The organism is Sulfuriferula sp. AH1, assembly GCF_002162035.1.
Lineage (GTDB): Bacteria > Pseudomonadota > Gammaproteobacteria > Burkholderiales > Sulfuriferulaceae > Sulfuriferula.
In genome coordinates this window covers 2,728,106-2,741,717 of record NZ_CP021138.1, presented here as the reverse complement: position 1 = coordinate 2,741,717, position 13,612 = coordinate 2,728,106, and the positions used below count along the sequence as shown (strand labels likewise).

At 56.2% G+C, this 13,612-nt stretch carries 14 protein-coding genes; 12 read left to right on the top strand and 2 right to left on the bottom strand.

The genetic code is table 11. The features are described from left to right. Positions 1 to 89: 89 nt before the first annotated feature. From CAP31_RS13780 to CAP31_RS13755, 6 genes are all read left to right on the top strand, one after another. Entirely contained in the window at positions 90 to 485 is a 396-nt protein-coding gene (locus CAP31_RS13780) for a rhodanese-like domain-containing protein (RefSeq protein WP_087448061.1), read from the top strand. A gap of 135 nt (positions 486 to 620) precedes the next feature. Then, positions 621 to 1,181 carry a YqgE/AlgH family protein gene (locus tag CAP31_RS13775; RefSeq protein ID WP_087448060.1) on the top strand — a complete coding sequence of 187 codons (561 nt, stop codon included), beginning with the start codon at positions 621 to 623 and terminating at the stop codon, positions 1,179 to 1,181. Further along, positions 1,165 to 1,620, top strand: a complete 456-nt coding sequence (gene ruvX / locus CAP31_RS13770) for a Holliday junction resolvase RuvX (protein ID WP_087448059.1) — start codon at positions 1,165 to 1,167, stop codon at positions 1,618 to 1,620. The genes CAP31_RS13775 and ruvX overlap by 17 nt, the downstream gene beginning before the upstream one ends. Continuing rightward, positions 1,607 to 2,131: a bifunctional pyr operon transcriptional regulator/uracil phosphoribosyltransferase PyrR gene (pyrR, locus tag CAP31_RS13765; RefSeq protein ID WP_087448058.1), complete on the top strand. Its 525-nt coding sequence runs from the start codon at positions 1,607 to 1,609 to the stop codon at positions 2,129 to 2,131. Before ruvX ends, pyrR begins: the two co-directional genes overlap by 14 nt. Beyond that, positions 2,128 to 3,078, top strand: a complete 951-nt coding sequence (locus CAP31_RS13760; protein ID WP_087448057.1) for an aspartate carbamoyltransferase catalytic subunit — start codon at positions 2,128 to 2,130, stop codon at positions 3,076 to 3,078. Before pyrR ends, CAP31_RS13760 begins: the two co-directional genes overlap by 4 nt. A 1-nt stretch (position 3,079) precedes the next feature. Further along, complete coding sequence (locus CAP31_RS13755; protein ID WP_087448056.1) at positions 3,080 to 4,366, top strand: dihydroorotase; 1,287 nt, start codon at positions 3,080 to 3,082, stop codon at positions 4,364 to 4,366. Positions 4,367 to 4,416: 50 nt separating this feature from the next. Here CAP31_RS13755 and CAP31_RS13750 read toward each other — a convergent pair whose 3' ends face one another. Then, on the bottom strand, positions 4,417 to 6,378 hold the full coding sequence (locus CAP31_RS13750) for a dynamin family protein (RefSeq protein WP_087448055.1): 1,962 nt from the start codon (positions 6,376 to 6,378) through the stop codon (positions 4,417 to 4,419). Positions 6,379 to 6,473: 95 nt separating this feature from the next. Further along, positions 6,474 to 7,292: a bifunctional DNA-formamidopyrimidine glycosylase/DNA-(apurinic or apyrimidinic site) lyase gene (mutM, locus tag CAP31_RS13745; RefSeq protein ID WP_087448054.1), complete on the bottom strand. Its 819-nt coding sequence runs from the start codon at positions 7,290 to 7,292 to the stop codon at positions 6,474 to 6,476. A gap of 28 nt (positions 7,293 to 7,320) precedes the next feature. Between mutM and CAP31_RS13740 the strand changes: the two genes are divergently transcribed. The 6 genes from CAP31_RS13740 (at position 7,321) to CAP31_RS13715 (ending at position 13,563) form a co-directional block, all read left to right on the top strand. Next, a complete protein-coding gene (locus CAP31_RS13740) occupies positions 7,321 to 8,688 on the top strand; it encodes a TolC family protein (RefSeq protein ID WP_087448053.1) in 1,368 nt (455 codons plus the stop codon). Between the two features lie 2 nt (positions 8,689 to 8,690). Beyond that, positions 8,691 to 9,068: a hypothetical protein gene (locus CAP31_RS13735; RefSeq protein ID WP_223247294.1), complete on the top strand. Its 378-nt coding sequence runs from the start codon at positions 8,691 to 8,693 to the stop codon at positions 9,066 to 9,068. A gap of 3 nt (positions 9,069 to 9,071) precedes the next feature. Continuing rightward, positions 9,072 to 10,214, top strand: coding sequence for an efflux RND transporter periplasmic adaptor subunit (locus CAP31_RS13730; protein WP_087448051.1), 1,143 nt, complete (start codon positions 9,072 to 9,074; stop codon positions 10,212 to 10,214). A 1-nt stretch (position 10,215) separates the two neighbouring features. Continuing rightward, a complete protein-coding gene (locus tag CAP31_RS13725) occupies positions 10,216 to 10,911 on the top strand; it encodes an ABC transporter ATP-binding protein (protein ID WP_087448050.1) in 696 nt (231 codons plus the stop codon). Further along, a complete protein-coding gene (locus CAP31_RS13720; protein ID WP_087448405.1) occupies positions 10,911 to 12,131 on the top strand; it encodes an ABC transporter permease in 1,221 nt (406 codons plus the stop codon). The genes CAP31_RS13725 and CAP31_RS13720 overlap by 1 nt, the downstream gene beginning before the upstream one ends. A 304-nt stretch (positions 12,132 to 12,435) precedes the next feature. Further along, positions 12,436 to 13,563, top strand: a complete 1,128-nt coding sequence (locus CAP31_RS13715; protein WP_087448049.1) for a porin — start codon at positions 12,436 to 12,438, stop codon at positions 13,561 to 13,563. Positions 13,564 to 13,612: the final 49 nt, after the last annotated feature.

Sequence of the window (13,612 nt, the reverse complement as noted above, 5' to 3'; positions counted from 1 at the left end):
ACATTGCTTACATTTTGTTCAGACAGGCGGAACTCAAATGTAATTGACTGGTTGCGCCCATTTTAAACACTAATCAGCGGAGGTTTAACATGTTGCAGATTAGCCCCCATGAATTGTCGGGCTTGCTGGCGCGCCAACCCGATGCAGTCATTATCGATGTCAGGTTTTTGCATGAACGCGAGGACATTGGCTATGTAAACGGTTCCTACCATATTCCCCTGTATACCCCGGAGTGGGATCCCAACCCGGGATTTGCGGTGGAGGTGGCAAGAATCGCGGCACCCGATACGCCGGTAATTTTTGTGTGCCGCACGGGCAACCGTTCGTGCGAGGCATGTGAAATCGCCAAGGCGCATGGTTACCGTCAGGTATACAACTTGCGTGACGGATATGTCGGTCTGGTGAATTTAATGTCGCAGGCGGAGCGTGAGAATGTCTGCCATTTATTGAAGCTGCCCGAACGGTGGCTCGATCTGCATGCATGAGCGGGTTGCGGCCTATGCCATGGCCGGATTGCTGTAATAATTTATCGTATCGATTCAAGCCTATTTATTCGTTTGTCTGCATCCGGTCGTTAACAAATTGTACTTCCTGTCCGAGGCCGTTACAATTCACTTATTATGCAGACTGTCGACCTCACCGGCCATTTCCTGATTGCCATGCCCAGCATGGCAGACGAGCGTTTTGCACGCACGCTTACCTATATTTGCGAACACAATGAAGAAGGTGCGCTCGGGGTGATTGTCAATCGTCCTATCGACATGAATATGGCCGAGCTGTTTACGCAGATCGGCACACCGCTGATCCGCACAGAACTGGCACAGCAGACTTTATATTTTGGTGGCCCGGTAGATACCGGGCGCGGGTTTGTGCTGCATCAGCCGGTGGGTCATTGGCAATCTACCTTGCCTGTCAATGACACGCTGGGGCTCACTACCTCCAAGGATATTCTGGATGCGATCGGCGAAGGCGGCGGTCCCGACAAGATGATGGTTTCGCTGGGTTATGCCGGCTGGGGAGCGGGTCAGCTGGAAGACGAGCTGGCGCAGAATGCATGGCTTTCAGTTGCCGCAGATACCCAGGTGATATTTGATTTGCCTGCCGAAGAGCGGCTGGAAGCGGCGATGCGCTTGCTGGGTGTGGATTACGCCAACTTGTCCGAAGATGCCGGACACGCTTAAGTGCCGCGCAGGCACCGTGCTGGGGTTCGATTTTGGCCTAAGACGCGTGGGTGTGGCGGTGGGGACGCTGGAACTGGCTTTGGCGCATCCGCTGGAAACCATAAGCAGCGAGGTGAACGCAGTGCGTTTTGAGCGCATCGCAACGCTGATCGGCGAATGGAGTCCAGTATTGCTGGTAGTCGGCATGCCGCATCACAACGATGGCACGCCGCATGAATTTGCCCCTACTTGTTTGCGCTTTGCCAATAGGCTTAAAGGCCGTTTTGGATTGCCTGTGGCATGGGTCGATGAGCGTTACAGCTCAACCGCAGCAAGCATGGCGTTAACCGGGTCAGGTGTGTATGGCCGCAAGCAGAAAGCCATGCTCGATCAGGTCGCCGCACAACAAATTTTGCAACAGTATTTTGATGAATCGGAATCCGCTCATGAACTTGCCTGATGGGAATTCACTCATATTGCCCAATGCGGACGCGCTGATTGCCGAATTGGCGGCAGCGATCAAGCCAACGCTGACAGCCAATACGGTTTTGGTGGGGATGTATACCGGCGGCGTCTGGGCGGCTGAACATTTGCACCCCTTGCTCAATCCGGCCATGCCGCATGGCAGTCTCGACATCTCGTTCTATCGCGACGATTTTGAAAGTATCGGTCTGCATGCACAGGTCAAGCCGACACATTTGCCGTTTGAGGTAGAAGGGCGCGATATCCTGCTGGTTGACGATGTGCTGTATACCGGACGTTCCGTGCGCGCAGCGATGAACGCATTGTTTGATTACGGGCGTCCGGCGTGCATCCATCTGGCTGTGCTGATAGACCGTATCGGCGACCGGCAATTGCCGATTGCGGCTGATTTTGTCGGCGCGGCGTTGCGGGTGCCTGCACATCAGCATATCCATCTGGTGCGGGATGATGACGCGAATCTTGGTTTGAAATTAGTGGATCTCAAATGACTTTAAATCCCCAACTCAATGCAGACGGCGGCTTGCGTCATTTATTGACGATAGACGGTTTGCCGCGCGCAATCCTGACGCAGATACTCGATACGGCGGAAGGATTTATTGCGGTAAGCGAGCAGGAAGTGAAAAAGGTGCCGTTGCTGCGCGGCAAGGCGATTTTCAATCTGTTCTTCGAGCCGTCAACGCGCACACGCACTACTTTCGAGATCGCCGCCAAGCGCTTGTCCGCCGATGTGATCAATCTCAATATCAGCGCGTCGAGCCAGAGCAAAGGCGAAACCTTGCTGGATACGGTGGACAATCTGGCTGCGATGCAGGCCGACATGTTCGTGGTGCGCCATGCGCAATCGGGTGCTGCGCATATGATCGCCCGCCATGTGGCACCGCATATCCATGTGGTAAATGCCGGCGATGGCCGCCATGCCCATCCCACCCAGGGATTGCTGGATATGTTTACGATTCGTAAATTCAAAGGCGAGTTTCATAACCTGCGCGTAGCCATCGTTGGCGACGTCCTGCATTCACGTGTGGCACGTTCGCAGATTCATGCGCTCACCACGCTGGGCGTTCCGGAAGTGCGTGTTATCGCACCCAAGACCCTGTTGCCAACGGGCGTGGAGCAGATGGGCGTGCATGTCTATCACGATATGACGCAAGGGCTGAAAGACGTCGATGTGGTCATCATGCTGCGGCTGCAAAACGAACGGATGCGCGGTGCGCGTTTGCCGAGCGCGCAGGAATATTTCAAATACTACGGCCTGACCCAGGAAAAACTGGCGCTGGCACGCCCGGATGCCATTGTCATGCACCCTGGCCCGATGAACCGCGGGGTGGAGATCGATTCCGCCGTGGCGGACGGCAAGCAATCGGTGATTTTGCCGCAGGTAACCTACGGCATTGCAGTGCGGATGGCAGTCATGAGCATTTTGGCGGGTAATTAACATGAATATTCAAATTCAACACGGGCGCGTGATCGATTCAAAACATGGCGTCGACCAGCGTGCCGACGTATTTATTGCGGCAGGCAAGATTGCCGCCATCGGCACCGGGCCGGAAGGCTTTCACGCTCATCGGGTCATCGATGCCAGCGATTGCATCGTGTGTCCCGGTCTGGTCGACCTCGCTGCGCGCTTGCGTGAGCCGGGCTTCGAATATCGCGCTACGCTGGAGTCGGAAATGAATGCTGCGTGTGCCGGTGGCGTCACCAGTCTGGCTTGCCCGCCGGATACCGATCCGCCGCTGGATGAACCGGGTCTGGTGGAAATGTTGAAATTCCGTGCGCAGAACCTGAACCAGGCGCGCGTCTACCCTATCGGCGCGCTGACGCAAAAGCTGGAAGGCGAGCGGTTGACGGAAATGGCCGAATTGCGTGATGCAGGCTGCGTCGGCTTTTCGCAGGCCGATGCGGCGATTTCCGATACGCAAGTGCTGGTGCGCGCAATGGAATATGCCGCCACCTTCGGGTTTACCGTATGGTTGCGCCCGCAGGATGCCTATCTTGCCAGAGGCGGCGTCGCACATGACGGTTTTGTCGCCACGCGTCTGGGGCTACCCGGGATTCCGTACAGTGCCGAAACCATAGCCATAGCGACGATCCTGCTGCTGGCCCGCGAAACCGGTGCCAGCGTGCACTTGTGTCGCCTGTCTTCAGCGCAGGGTGTCGAGATGGTGCGGATAGCGAAAGCCGAAGGGCTCAAGGTAAGTTGCGATGTCAGCATCAATCACCTGCATTTGTCCGATATGGATATCGGCTATTTCGACCCCAACTATCACCTGATTCCTCCGTTGCGTGCGATACGCGATCGCGATGCTATCCGTGCCGGATTGGCTGCGGGGGTCATTGATGCATTGTGTTCCAACCATGCGCCAGTGGATGACGACGCCAAGCAGATGCCGTTCGGCGAGTCGGAAGCAGGCGCTACCGGGCTGGAGCTGTTGTTGCCATTGACATTGAAGTGGGCGGCGGAACAGCGTGTCAGTCTGAGCGATGCGCTCGCGCGTATTACGCAACGGCCGGCGGCTATTCTGGGGCTGGATGCGGGCCATCTGGCCGTAGGTCACTCAGCCGATGTGTGTATTTTTAACCCTGAAATACGCTGGACAGTCATGCCGGCTGTGTTGCGCAGCCAGGGCAAGAATACGCCGTTCCTGGGTTATGAAATGCAGGGTGTCGTGACGCACACACTGGTGGAAGGTCAGGTGGTGTTCGAGCGGGAAAACGGCAAGTAATAGCCCGGATTCCAGCCGCTCGCGGCCGCTGAAATCCGGTTGATGAGTGTTTATGCCGCGATGGCGTTTTCCTGATTTAGCGCGGCGACCAATGCATATTTGATATCGCGGTCAAGCTTGTCCAGTGCATTCAGCTGATTATTGATGTTGATGCGCATCTCCTGCAATTCGGCAATGCGATCTTCCAGCGTATCGGTGGCTTTATGGATGCGCTTGATGCTTTCCAGCCGGCGGCGCAATTGCATTTGGTGTTCCCGCACCTGGGTTTCCATCGGCGCCATCACTGCTTTTAGCCAGCTGTCTGCTTCGCGGTTGGCAACTTCGTAGATGTTGACCACACGGCTCGCCAGCGTTTCGAAGAATTTGGCAGTGAGGGTGTGTTGTTCGTTGGTCAGCATGTTGAGCAACGTGTTGAAGTGCTCGTTGTAGCTCTTTTCCAGCCGGTCCATTTCCTTCTTGTATTTGAAGGTTGAATACGTCGGCGGCGTAACTTCGGTCAAGCCGTGCTCTGTGCTGAATTTCTTGTACATCGCCGCCATCATTTCCTTGATTTCATCAATCTGGGTCGCCGAATGAGTGATGTTCTGGTCGACTTTGGCAAAGAATGAGCTCATTGCGCTGCGCAAGCCCGAGCTAAAACGGCTGTTTTCCATCGCGATACGGGTGTCGCGCACTTCGGTCTTGATGCGATCCATGCCCAGATGGCTGAATAATTCGTTGGAGTGGTGCGAGAATACGCTGCGCAGCGCCTGGAATTGCTGCAGGCCTTTTTCAAAATGCGCCTTTTCTTCTTCGACCTTGGTCATCATGTGCTGCACGACTTCCTCATTCTTGCCGCGCAGGCCGGTGAGTTCTTCCAGCTGTTCGTCCACGTTTTTGAGGCGTGCGCCCAGCAGTTCGCGGGTACTGGTGACGAGGTCGCCCATTTCACTGGCGGTGTTGTCGCGCACGATGTCCTGTTTGGAAGGGATGAGTTCATCGCTCAGGGCATGCTCGAGTTCCTCCAGCCGGCTTTTGGCCAGCAGGGCGGCGTCATTGCTGATCTTGGCGAGCAGGCCTTTTTGCGCGGAAACCGGGTATATCTGTTTGTTTTGCAGGCCAAGCAAATTGGCGCAGCTCTCTACCTGACTCTGGATTTCGGCGTCGATGGCTTCCTGTGATTTGAGATCGTCCCACAAGCCGTCAATTTTGTTGAGTACGATCAAACGCCCGCGATGGCCGCCCTGTATCGGCGCGATATGGTTGCGCCAGACCTCGATATCGGATTTGGTGACGCCGGTGTCTGCGGCCAGAATGAAAATGATCGCATGGGCACTCGGTAACAGGTTGAGTGTGAGTTCCGGTTCGGTGCCGATCGCATTGAGTCCCGGGGTATCCAGAATAACCAGCCCTTTTTGTAAAAGCGGGTGCGGGAAATTGATGATGGCGTGACGCCAGCGCGGAATCTCTACCGTGCCGTCGGCGGAGACGGTAAGCAGCGAATCCGCATCCTGCGCGCGATACAGGCCGTATTTTTCCGCTTCTTCCTTGCTGACTTGCTGGGTTTCGCTGACGCGCTGCAGTGTTTCCAGCATTGCGTCGGCCGAATCAACGTCGAGCGGGATAGTGGTCCATTCGTCCGGGTAGCGTTTGTATTCGGTGGTGGTAACATTGCCGGCACGGGTGGCGATGGGCAACAGCTGTATCGAAGGCGGGCGGCTGGCATCGTACAGCAGCTCGGTCGGGCACATGGTGGTGCGGCCGGCAGTCGATGGCAGCAGGCGTTTTTTGTAGTCGGCAAAAAATATCGCGTTGATGAGTTCGGATTTGCCGCGGGAGAATTCGGCTACGAAGGCGACATTGAGCTTGTCTTCCGCCAGGCGGTCGATCAGATGCTGCAGGCGCAGATCGATTTGCCAGTCGTTGATTTCTTCGTGATTAAGCCAGTCACGGTAATGGCCGATTTGTGTAGCCAGCCCCTCGCGCCAAGCGCCATATTGTTCGAATTGTTGGGCTAAAGTTAAATTTGACACGATGTGGCCTCCAAACGCTGCAGCGCAGTGATTATTTATTATCCAATTGTAAGCTTAGTTTCTGATAAGTATAACGTTTTCAGTAAAAAATGGAGTTATTTTTTTTGGCAGTGCGGACAATAAAACGTGGTGCGCTGATTCTGTCGCAGTTGTTGTATCGGCTGGCCGCAAATGCGGCAATCCAAGCCGGTGCGGCCATATACAACATACTGTTGCTGGAAGTAGCCGGCGGCGCCGTCGCTGCCGACAAAATCGCGCAGGCTGCTGCCGCCGGCGATGATGGCCTTGCTTAATGTGTCGCGGATGGCCTGTGCGAGACGTGCATAGCGCGGGCGGCTGATTTTGCCCGCAGCAAGCGTGGGGTGGATGCCGGCATGAAAAAGCGCTTCGTTGGCGTAGATGTTGCCTACCCCAACCACAATATGACTGTCCATGATAAAGGCCTTGACCGGGCTGCTGCGGCCACGCGACTTGCGGTAAAGCAGATCGCCGTTAAAGTCGTCGGATAACGGTTCCATGCCGAGGCTGGCCAGCAGCGGGTGGGCGAGTGCATCGTGTTCGGCCCACAGCACCGCGCCAAATCGACGGGGGTCACGCAAGCGGATACACTGCTGATTATCAAGCACGATATCAAGATGATCATGAACCCCGGTGGGGGTTTCGCTGTCTAGTATGCGCAAACTGCCGGACATGCCCAGGTGTATGATGACAGTGCCGTTATCCAGATGCATGAGCAGATATTTGCCGCGACGGCTCAGCGCATGGATGGCTTGATGTCGGGTCAGCTCGGCGAGGTTGGAGGGGATGGGCCAGCGCAGCTTCGGATTGCGTATACTGACACTCATAATCGTGCGATGAAGAGTGTGGGGCAACAAGCCGCGCAATGTGGTTTCGACTTCAGGTAACTCGGGCATGTGATCTATCGATAAACTATAAAGACGAATGATGAAGTTTAACCGAAATTTTTTGTACGGGTGCTGCTGTCTGGCATTGACTGCGCAGGCGGCTGACAACGACTTGGCTGGTCAGATGTCGGGCAGCGATCCTTTCAGCGTGAATGCGAAGGTCGCGCCGGGCGTCACGGGTTATCTTGATCGCAATTGCGCGATACCGCGCACGGTAATGAGCCTGACCGACGTAATCGATGTCGCGCTGTGCAATAATCCGCAGACGCGTACCGCGTGGGCAAATGCACGCGTGGCTGCGGCGCAGGTGGGGAGCGCCCAAAGCGCGTATTTGCCCACGGTCAATGGCACGGCCGGCATCAGTCACGACCGCAGTGTGCTTACCGGATTGACCGCAACCAATCGCAATCTGGGTTTATCCATTAATTACCTGCTATTTGATTTCGGGGCGCGCAGCGCCCAGCGTGATGCTGCACAAGCGACGCTGGAAGCGGCCAATCGCAATCAGGATCAGGCCGTGAATACGGTTTACCTTGCCGTAGTGCAGGCGTATTACCAGTATTTTGCCGCGCAAGCCCAGGTCGATGCGTTGCATGAGGCGGAGAGTTCGGCCAAATCGAGTTTCGATGCTGCCAATGCGCGTTATCAGGCGGGTACCAATACGCGCGCCGATGTGTTGCAGGCGCAAACTGCCTATTCCCAGGCGCGCCTGGCAACATTGCGCGGCGAGGGTGATCTGCGGGTCGCACAAGGCGTGCTGGCTAACGCGATGGGCTGGGATGCCGATCATGCGTTGAATCTGAGTGGTTCTGCGGATGACGTGATGCCCAGGGATCTGGTCGGCAATGTGCGTGACCTGATCCTGCAGGCGCAACAGCAGCGCCCGGATTTGCAAGCCGCCGCCGCGCAGTTGCGCGCCGCTCAGGCCCAGGTGAGGGCGAAGGAAGCGGCAGGCAAGCCGGCATTGTCGCTCACCGGCAATACCAGTTATCAGGATAACGGCAGTTTTAACGGCAACGGCAGCAGTTTGGGCGTTGCCGTCAACGTGCCGATTTTCACTGGCTTCAACAGCACCTATCAAATTCGCGCCGCACAAGCGCAGGCGAATGCGCAGGAAGCGCAGCAAGCCCAATTGAGCAATCAGGTCGCGCTCGACGTATGGCGGGCGTGGCAAAACCTTGCCACGGAAACCGCAGCGCTCGATGCGACTGCCGACCTCATCCGGAGCGCGACTGCATCGGCTGAAATGGCGCTCGGGCGCTATCGCGCAGGCGTCGGTAACATACTCGATGTGCTGACCGCGCAATCCAGTCTGGCGAGTGCGCGCAGCCAGCGTGTGCAGGCCCAATATAACTGGCGTATCGCCAAAGTGGCATTGGCACAGGCAATCGGACATTTGGAGTAATCGTGAATATCATCGATTGGCAATTCTGGATTGAGTTTTTGCTGGTGATACTGTTCTCTTTGCTCATCCCGGGCGGGATATATGCCGTCATGCTGGTCAAGCATTCCATTTCCCGGATGACGGTATTGCTACTGGGGCTGACGTTGATCGCCGTGGCAGGCATAGATGCGGTGTTGTTGCATCACCTGGCGAACGAGGCTGCGCATACCCGCGCTATCTGGGACGACAGGCTGTTAACGTCCGAGCTGTCGATGGCGCTGTATCTGCTGCCGCTGGTTACGGCAGGGATAGGCATTAATATCGTGTCGCATCTATTGATTAGGCACTTGACCGAAGCCGAGCGCAATTTTTATCGGGATCATGAGGATGAGGAAAAATAACATATGAAACCTGGCAAACTGTTATGGCTATTGGCCGTTTTGCTGGTCGCCGGGGGCGGTTACGTTTATTTCCATGGCAAACAGGCCCGGCCTGCTGCAGAGCGCTACCGCATGGTCGAAGTGGTCAGGGGTGATCTGGTGCGTTACGTGTCTGCCAACGGCACGCTGAACCCGGTGGTGCTGGTCAATGTGGGTACGCAAGTGTCGGGTGTGGTCAAGGCGTTGCATGCGGATTACAACCAGCAGGTCAAGGCAGGGCAGATCCTGCTGGAACTCGACCCGGCATTATTGAAAGCGCAAATCGCGCAGAGCTCCGCCAATGTCATCCGCGCCCAGGCCGCACTGAAACTGGCGCAAACCAGTGCGGCGCGGCAGCAGAGCCTGCTTAAGCAGGATTACGTTGCGCGTCAGGATGTCGATCAGGCCGAAGATGCGGTAGCGGGTGCTCGCGCCCAGCTCGAGGTGGCGCGAGCGCAACTGCAGCGCGACAAGACCAATCTGGCGTACAGCGTGATCCGCTCCCCCGTATCCGGCACGGTCATCGATCGTTCGGTCGACGTCGGTCAAACCGTAGCCGCCAGTTTTCAAACGCCGACCCTGTTCAAGATCGGGCAGGACTTGAGCAAAATGCAGATCGATACCACGGTCGCCGAGGCCGATGTGGGCGGGATTAAAGTGGGCCAGCCTGCGCATTTCACGGTAGACGCCTATCCCGATCGCAATTTCGTCGGCAGCGTCAGGCAGATTCGCCTCAACCCTACCAATCAGCAGAACGTGGTGACCTATGATGTCGTCGTTTCCGTCGCCAACCCTGATTTTGTGCTGCTGCCGGGCATGACTGCGTACGTCAATATCGAAATTGATCGCCGCAATGACGCCTTGCTGGTGCCCAATGCGGCATTGCGCTTCAAACCTGCGGCAGACGGTGATGGCAAAACTGCCGACAAATCCGCGCGCCGTCTTCGCGGCAGCGTCGTTTACCTGCTGCGTGCGGATCAACCCGTGCTGGTCAGGATCAAGGCCGGCCTGACCGATACCAAGCAAACCGAGGTGCTGGGGGACGAATTGATGGCGGGCGATAAAGTGATCGTCGAGGATAAGCAGGCTGATAAAGCCAAGGCCAAACAGGCGGCGCGTTTATTCTGACATGGCCAATATCATTGAAGTCAAACAGCTGGGCAAGGATTATGCAACCGCGGCAGGGACGTTTACTGCATTGAAATCGGTGAATCTGAGCATCGCGCAAGGCGAATTCGTCGCAATCATGGGGCCATCCGGTTCCGGCAAATCCACCTTCATGAACGTGCTGGGCTGCCTGGATCATCCGACCCGGGGCGAATATTGGCTGGATGGGCAAAATGTGGCCACATTGTCGGGTGATGCGCTGGCGCATTTGCGCAACCGGGTGATCGGCTTCGTGTTTCAGGGCTTCAATCTGTTGCCGCGGCTGAATGCCAGGGATAACGTGGCCTTGCCGTTGCTGTATAAGGGCACGAATGGGTATGAGCGTAAACAGCGTGCCGAAGCGCTGCTGGAAAAGGTGGGGCTGGCCCGGTTCGGCGAGCGGCGTCCCAATGAATTGTCCGGCGGCCAGCAGCAGCGTGTGGCCATTGCGCGGGCGCTGGCGAATGAGCCGCGCCTGATCCTCGCCGATGAGCCTACCGGCAATCTGGATAGCCATACCAGCGAGGAAATCATGACGCTGTTTACCGAACTCAATGCCGGCGGGATCACGATAGTGCTGGTCACGCATGAACAGGATGTCGCGCAGTTTGCCCAGCGCATGGTGCATTTCAAGGACGGCGAGATCGTGCACGATGGCGCAGTGGAGCATGCATCATGATGAGCCTGGCGATGCTGGCCGAATCCTGGCGCGCGATAGTCGCCAACCGGCTGCGTTCCTTTCTGACCATGCTGGGCATGGTGATCGGTGTTGCCGCGGTAGTGCTGATGCTGGCGGTAGGGCAGGGCGCGCAAAGCGCGATCGACGATACCATCAGTTCGATGGGCAGCAACCTGTTTATCGTATTGTCCGGCACCACCACTTCGGGCGGGCAACGCATGGGGCTGGGCACGGCGCCCACCTTGACCATGGCGGATGCGCAGGCGATAGGCGAATTGTCCAATGTCGCCGCCTCGGCGCCGGTTCAGCCAGGCACGGCTGCGACGGTATATGCCGGCAACAACTGGAGCACGTCGATTACTGGCGCTACGCCCGATTATTTGCAGGTACGCAACTGGAATGTGGCTTCGGGCTTTGCATTCACGGATGCCGACGTGCGCAGCGCGGCGCGGGTCGCGCTGATCGGCAAAACCGTTGCCGACAATCTGTTCGGGGATGAAAATCCGGTAGGCAAGACCATGCGCATAAAACAGAGCCCGTTTGCGGTGGTCGGTGTGCTCGAGGCCAAAGGCCAGAGTCTGGACGGGCGCGATCAGGACGATGTGGTGATCGTCCCGGTGACGACCGCGCAGCGCAAGTTATTCGGCAACCAGTTTCCGGGCAGCGTGCGTTTTATCATGGTGCAGGCCGGTTCCGCCGAGGCCATGCCTGCGGTAGAAAAGGAAATGAATGTGCTGTTGCGGGCCCGTCATCGCATTGCGGAGGAAGCCGACCCCGATTTTTCAGTGCGCAATCTGTCGGCGATGGCCGAGGCTGCCGCCTCCACGACGCGCATCATGTCCTATGTGCTGGGCGCGATCGCGTCGATTTCCCTGATCGTCGGCGGTATCGGCATCATGAATATCATGCTGGTATCGGTTACCGAACGCACCCGCGAGATCGGCATACGCATCGCCATTGGCGCCCGCAATCGCGATATCCTTCTGCAGTTTCTGCTCGAGGCGGTCACCATTTCGCTCATCGGCTGCCTGATCGGCGCCGGTCTGGGTGTCGGCGGCGCATGGGCCGTGCAAAAATTCGCCGGCTTTCCGGTGATGGTCACGTTCGACATCATGCTGCTCGCCTTCGGCGTTGCCGCCGCAGTCGGTATTTTTTTCGGCTTTTATCCCGCGCGCCGGGCGGCACTGATGAATCCGATAGATGCATTGCGGTATCAGTAAAAATATAATTCATCTCGCCGACGGCCCGTCATCCGATTTCCATTATTGTTTGGGACGGGCTGCTGATTGGCGATTTTAATGTCTGCAATTCGTGAGTGCGCGGGCATTGCCATCCAGTTCAGCCAGGAGTCGTTGCGATTTATTAAGCTTTTATGACGAAAATCACAATAATTTTACGGTTGCAAAAAAACAACACAATTGGCCGCAATGCCAAAAATCACTTGCCGCAGCCTTTTACCCTCACGCATAATCGCCTCAGCTTCCTGACAGGGGAGTACTTTTAATTTTCCAACTGGAGATTCAAATGAACAAAAAACTGATCGCGCTGGCTATCGCTACCGCTGTATCTGCACCTGCAATGGCTGCTACCAGCAACGTTGACGTATACGGCTTGATGTCCGTTGGTGTTGATTCTGTGACCAACAACAATGCTGCTGCTGGCGATTCCAGCAAGCGTGTTGGCCGCGTTTCCGACTACGCTTCACGTATCGGTTTCAAAGGTACTGAAGATCTGGGTAACGGTTTGGCTGCGACTTGGCAAATTGAACAAGCTGTAGCTGCTGACGGCGGCACCGGTTCTACCTTCGGTGGCGGTGGTCTGCGTAACACTTTCGTTGGCCTGAAGAGCAACGATCTGGGTGAAGTGCGTGTAGGTCGTCATGACACTCCATACAAAATGGCTACCGGTTCTTTAGATCCGTTTGCTGATACCCTGGGCGACTACAACAACATCGTTGGCGCTTACAGCGCTACCAGCGTTGGCGCAGCCGCTAATAACGCTTCTTCCTACTTTGACCAGCGTATAAGCAACACCGTTGTTTACCTGACTCCTAACTTCTCCGGCTTCAGTGCAGCGGGTTCATACGTGTTTGGTGCTGAAACAGCAACCAGCGGTTCTGCTTCTACCGGTAACCTGTACTCTCTGGCTGCGATGTATGCCGCAGGTCCTTTGTACCTGACCGCTGCTTACGAAAAGCATAACTTCGGTTCTACTGGTACTGGCTCTATGAGTGGTGTTGGTAATACAGATGCTAAAGCATGGAAACTGGGTGCTTCCTACAGCATCATGGATTTCACCTTGGCAGCCATGTATGAGAAGACCGATGACAACCAAGGCGCTTCCGGTGCCAACTTGTACGGTCACCGCACCTGGTTCCTGTCCGGCAAATACCAGATGGGCGCAGTTGCACTTAAGGCATCCTATGCTAACGCAGGTAGCGATAATCAATTCGCTACTGGTGACAACGGAGCCAAGGCCTACACTGTAGGTGCTGATTACGGCTTCAGCAAGCGTACCACTGTGTATGCTTTGTACACCAAGATCAGCAACGATACTAACGCAGCTTACAACTTTAACTATAACGGTGCTTCTGGTGTAGGCACTGGTGACTCTGTAAGCGGCCTGTCTTTGGGTCTGAAGCACTCCTTCTAATTTCGCGCTGGCGTTTGCCAGTTAGCGTTTAGGAAGCTTGAACAGGCGA

Coding starts and splice junctions, on each gene's coding strand:
- mutM (WP_087448054.1), bottom strand. CDS start 7,292: ATGCCCGAGTTACCTGAAGTCGAAACCACATTGCGCGGCTTGTTGCCC.
- CAP31_RS13730 (WP_087448051.1), top strand. CDS start 9,072: ATGAAACCTGGCAAACTGTTATGGCTATTGGCCGTTTTGCTGGTCGCC.
- CAP31_RS13740 (WP_087448053.1), top strand. CDS start 7,321: ATGATGAAGTTTAACCGAAATTTTTTGTACGGGTGCTGCTGTCTGGCA.
- CAP31_RS13725 (WP_087448050.1), top strand. CDS start 10,216: ATGGCCAATATCATTGAAGTCAAACAGCTGGGCAAGGATTATGCAACC.
- ruvX (WP_087448059.1), top strand. CDS start 1,165: ATGCCGGACACGCTTAAGTGCCGCGCAGGCACCGTGCTGGGGTTCGAT.
- CAP31_RS13755 (WP_087448056.1), top strand. CDS start 3,080: ATGAATATTCAAATTCAACACGGGCGCGTGATCGATTCAAAACATGGC.
- CAP31_RS13715 (WP_087448049.1), top strand. CDS start 12,436: ATGAACAAAAAACTGATCGCGCTGGCTATCGCTACCGCTGTATCTGCA.
- CAP31_RS13720 (WP_087448405.1), top strand. CDS start 10,911: ATGAGCCTGGCGATGCTGGCCGAATCCTGGCGCGCGATAGTCGCCAAC.
- pyrR (WP_087448058.1), top strand. CDS start 1,607: ATGAACTTGCCTGATGGGAATTCACTCATATTGCCCAATGCGGACGCG.
- CAP31_RS13780 (WP_087448061.1), top strand. CDS start 90: ATGTTGCAGATTAGCCCCCATGAATTGTCGGGCTTGCTGGCGCGCCAA.
- CAP31_RS13760 (WP_087448057.1), top strand. CDS start 2,128: ATGACTTTAAATCCCCAACTCAATGCAGACGGCGGCTTGCGTCATTTA.
- CAP31_RS13775 (WP_087448060.1), top strand. CDS start 621: ATGCAGACTGTCGACCTCACCGGCCATTTCCTGATTGCCATGCCCAGC.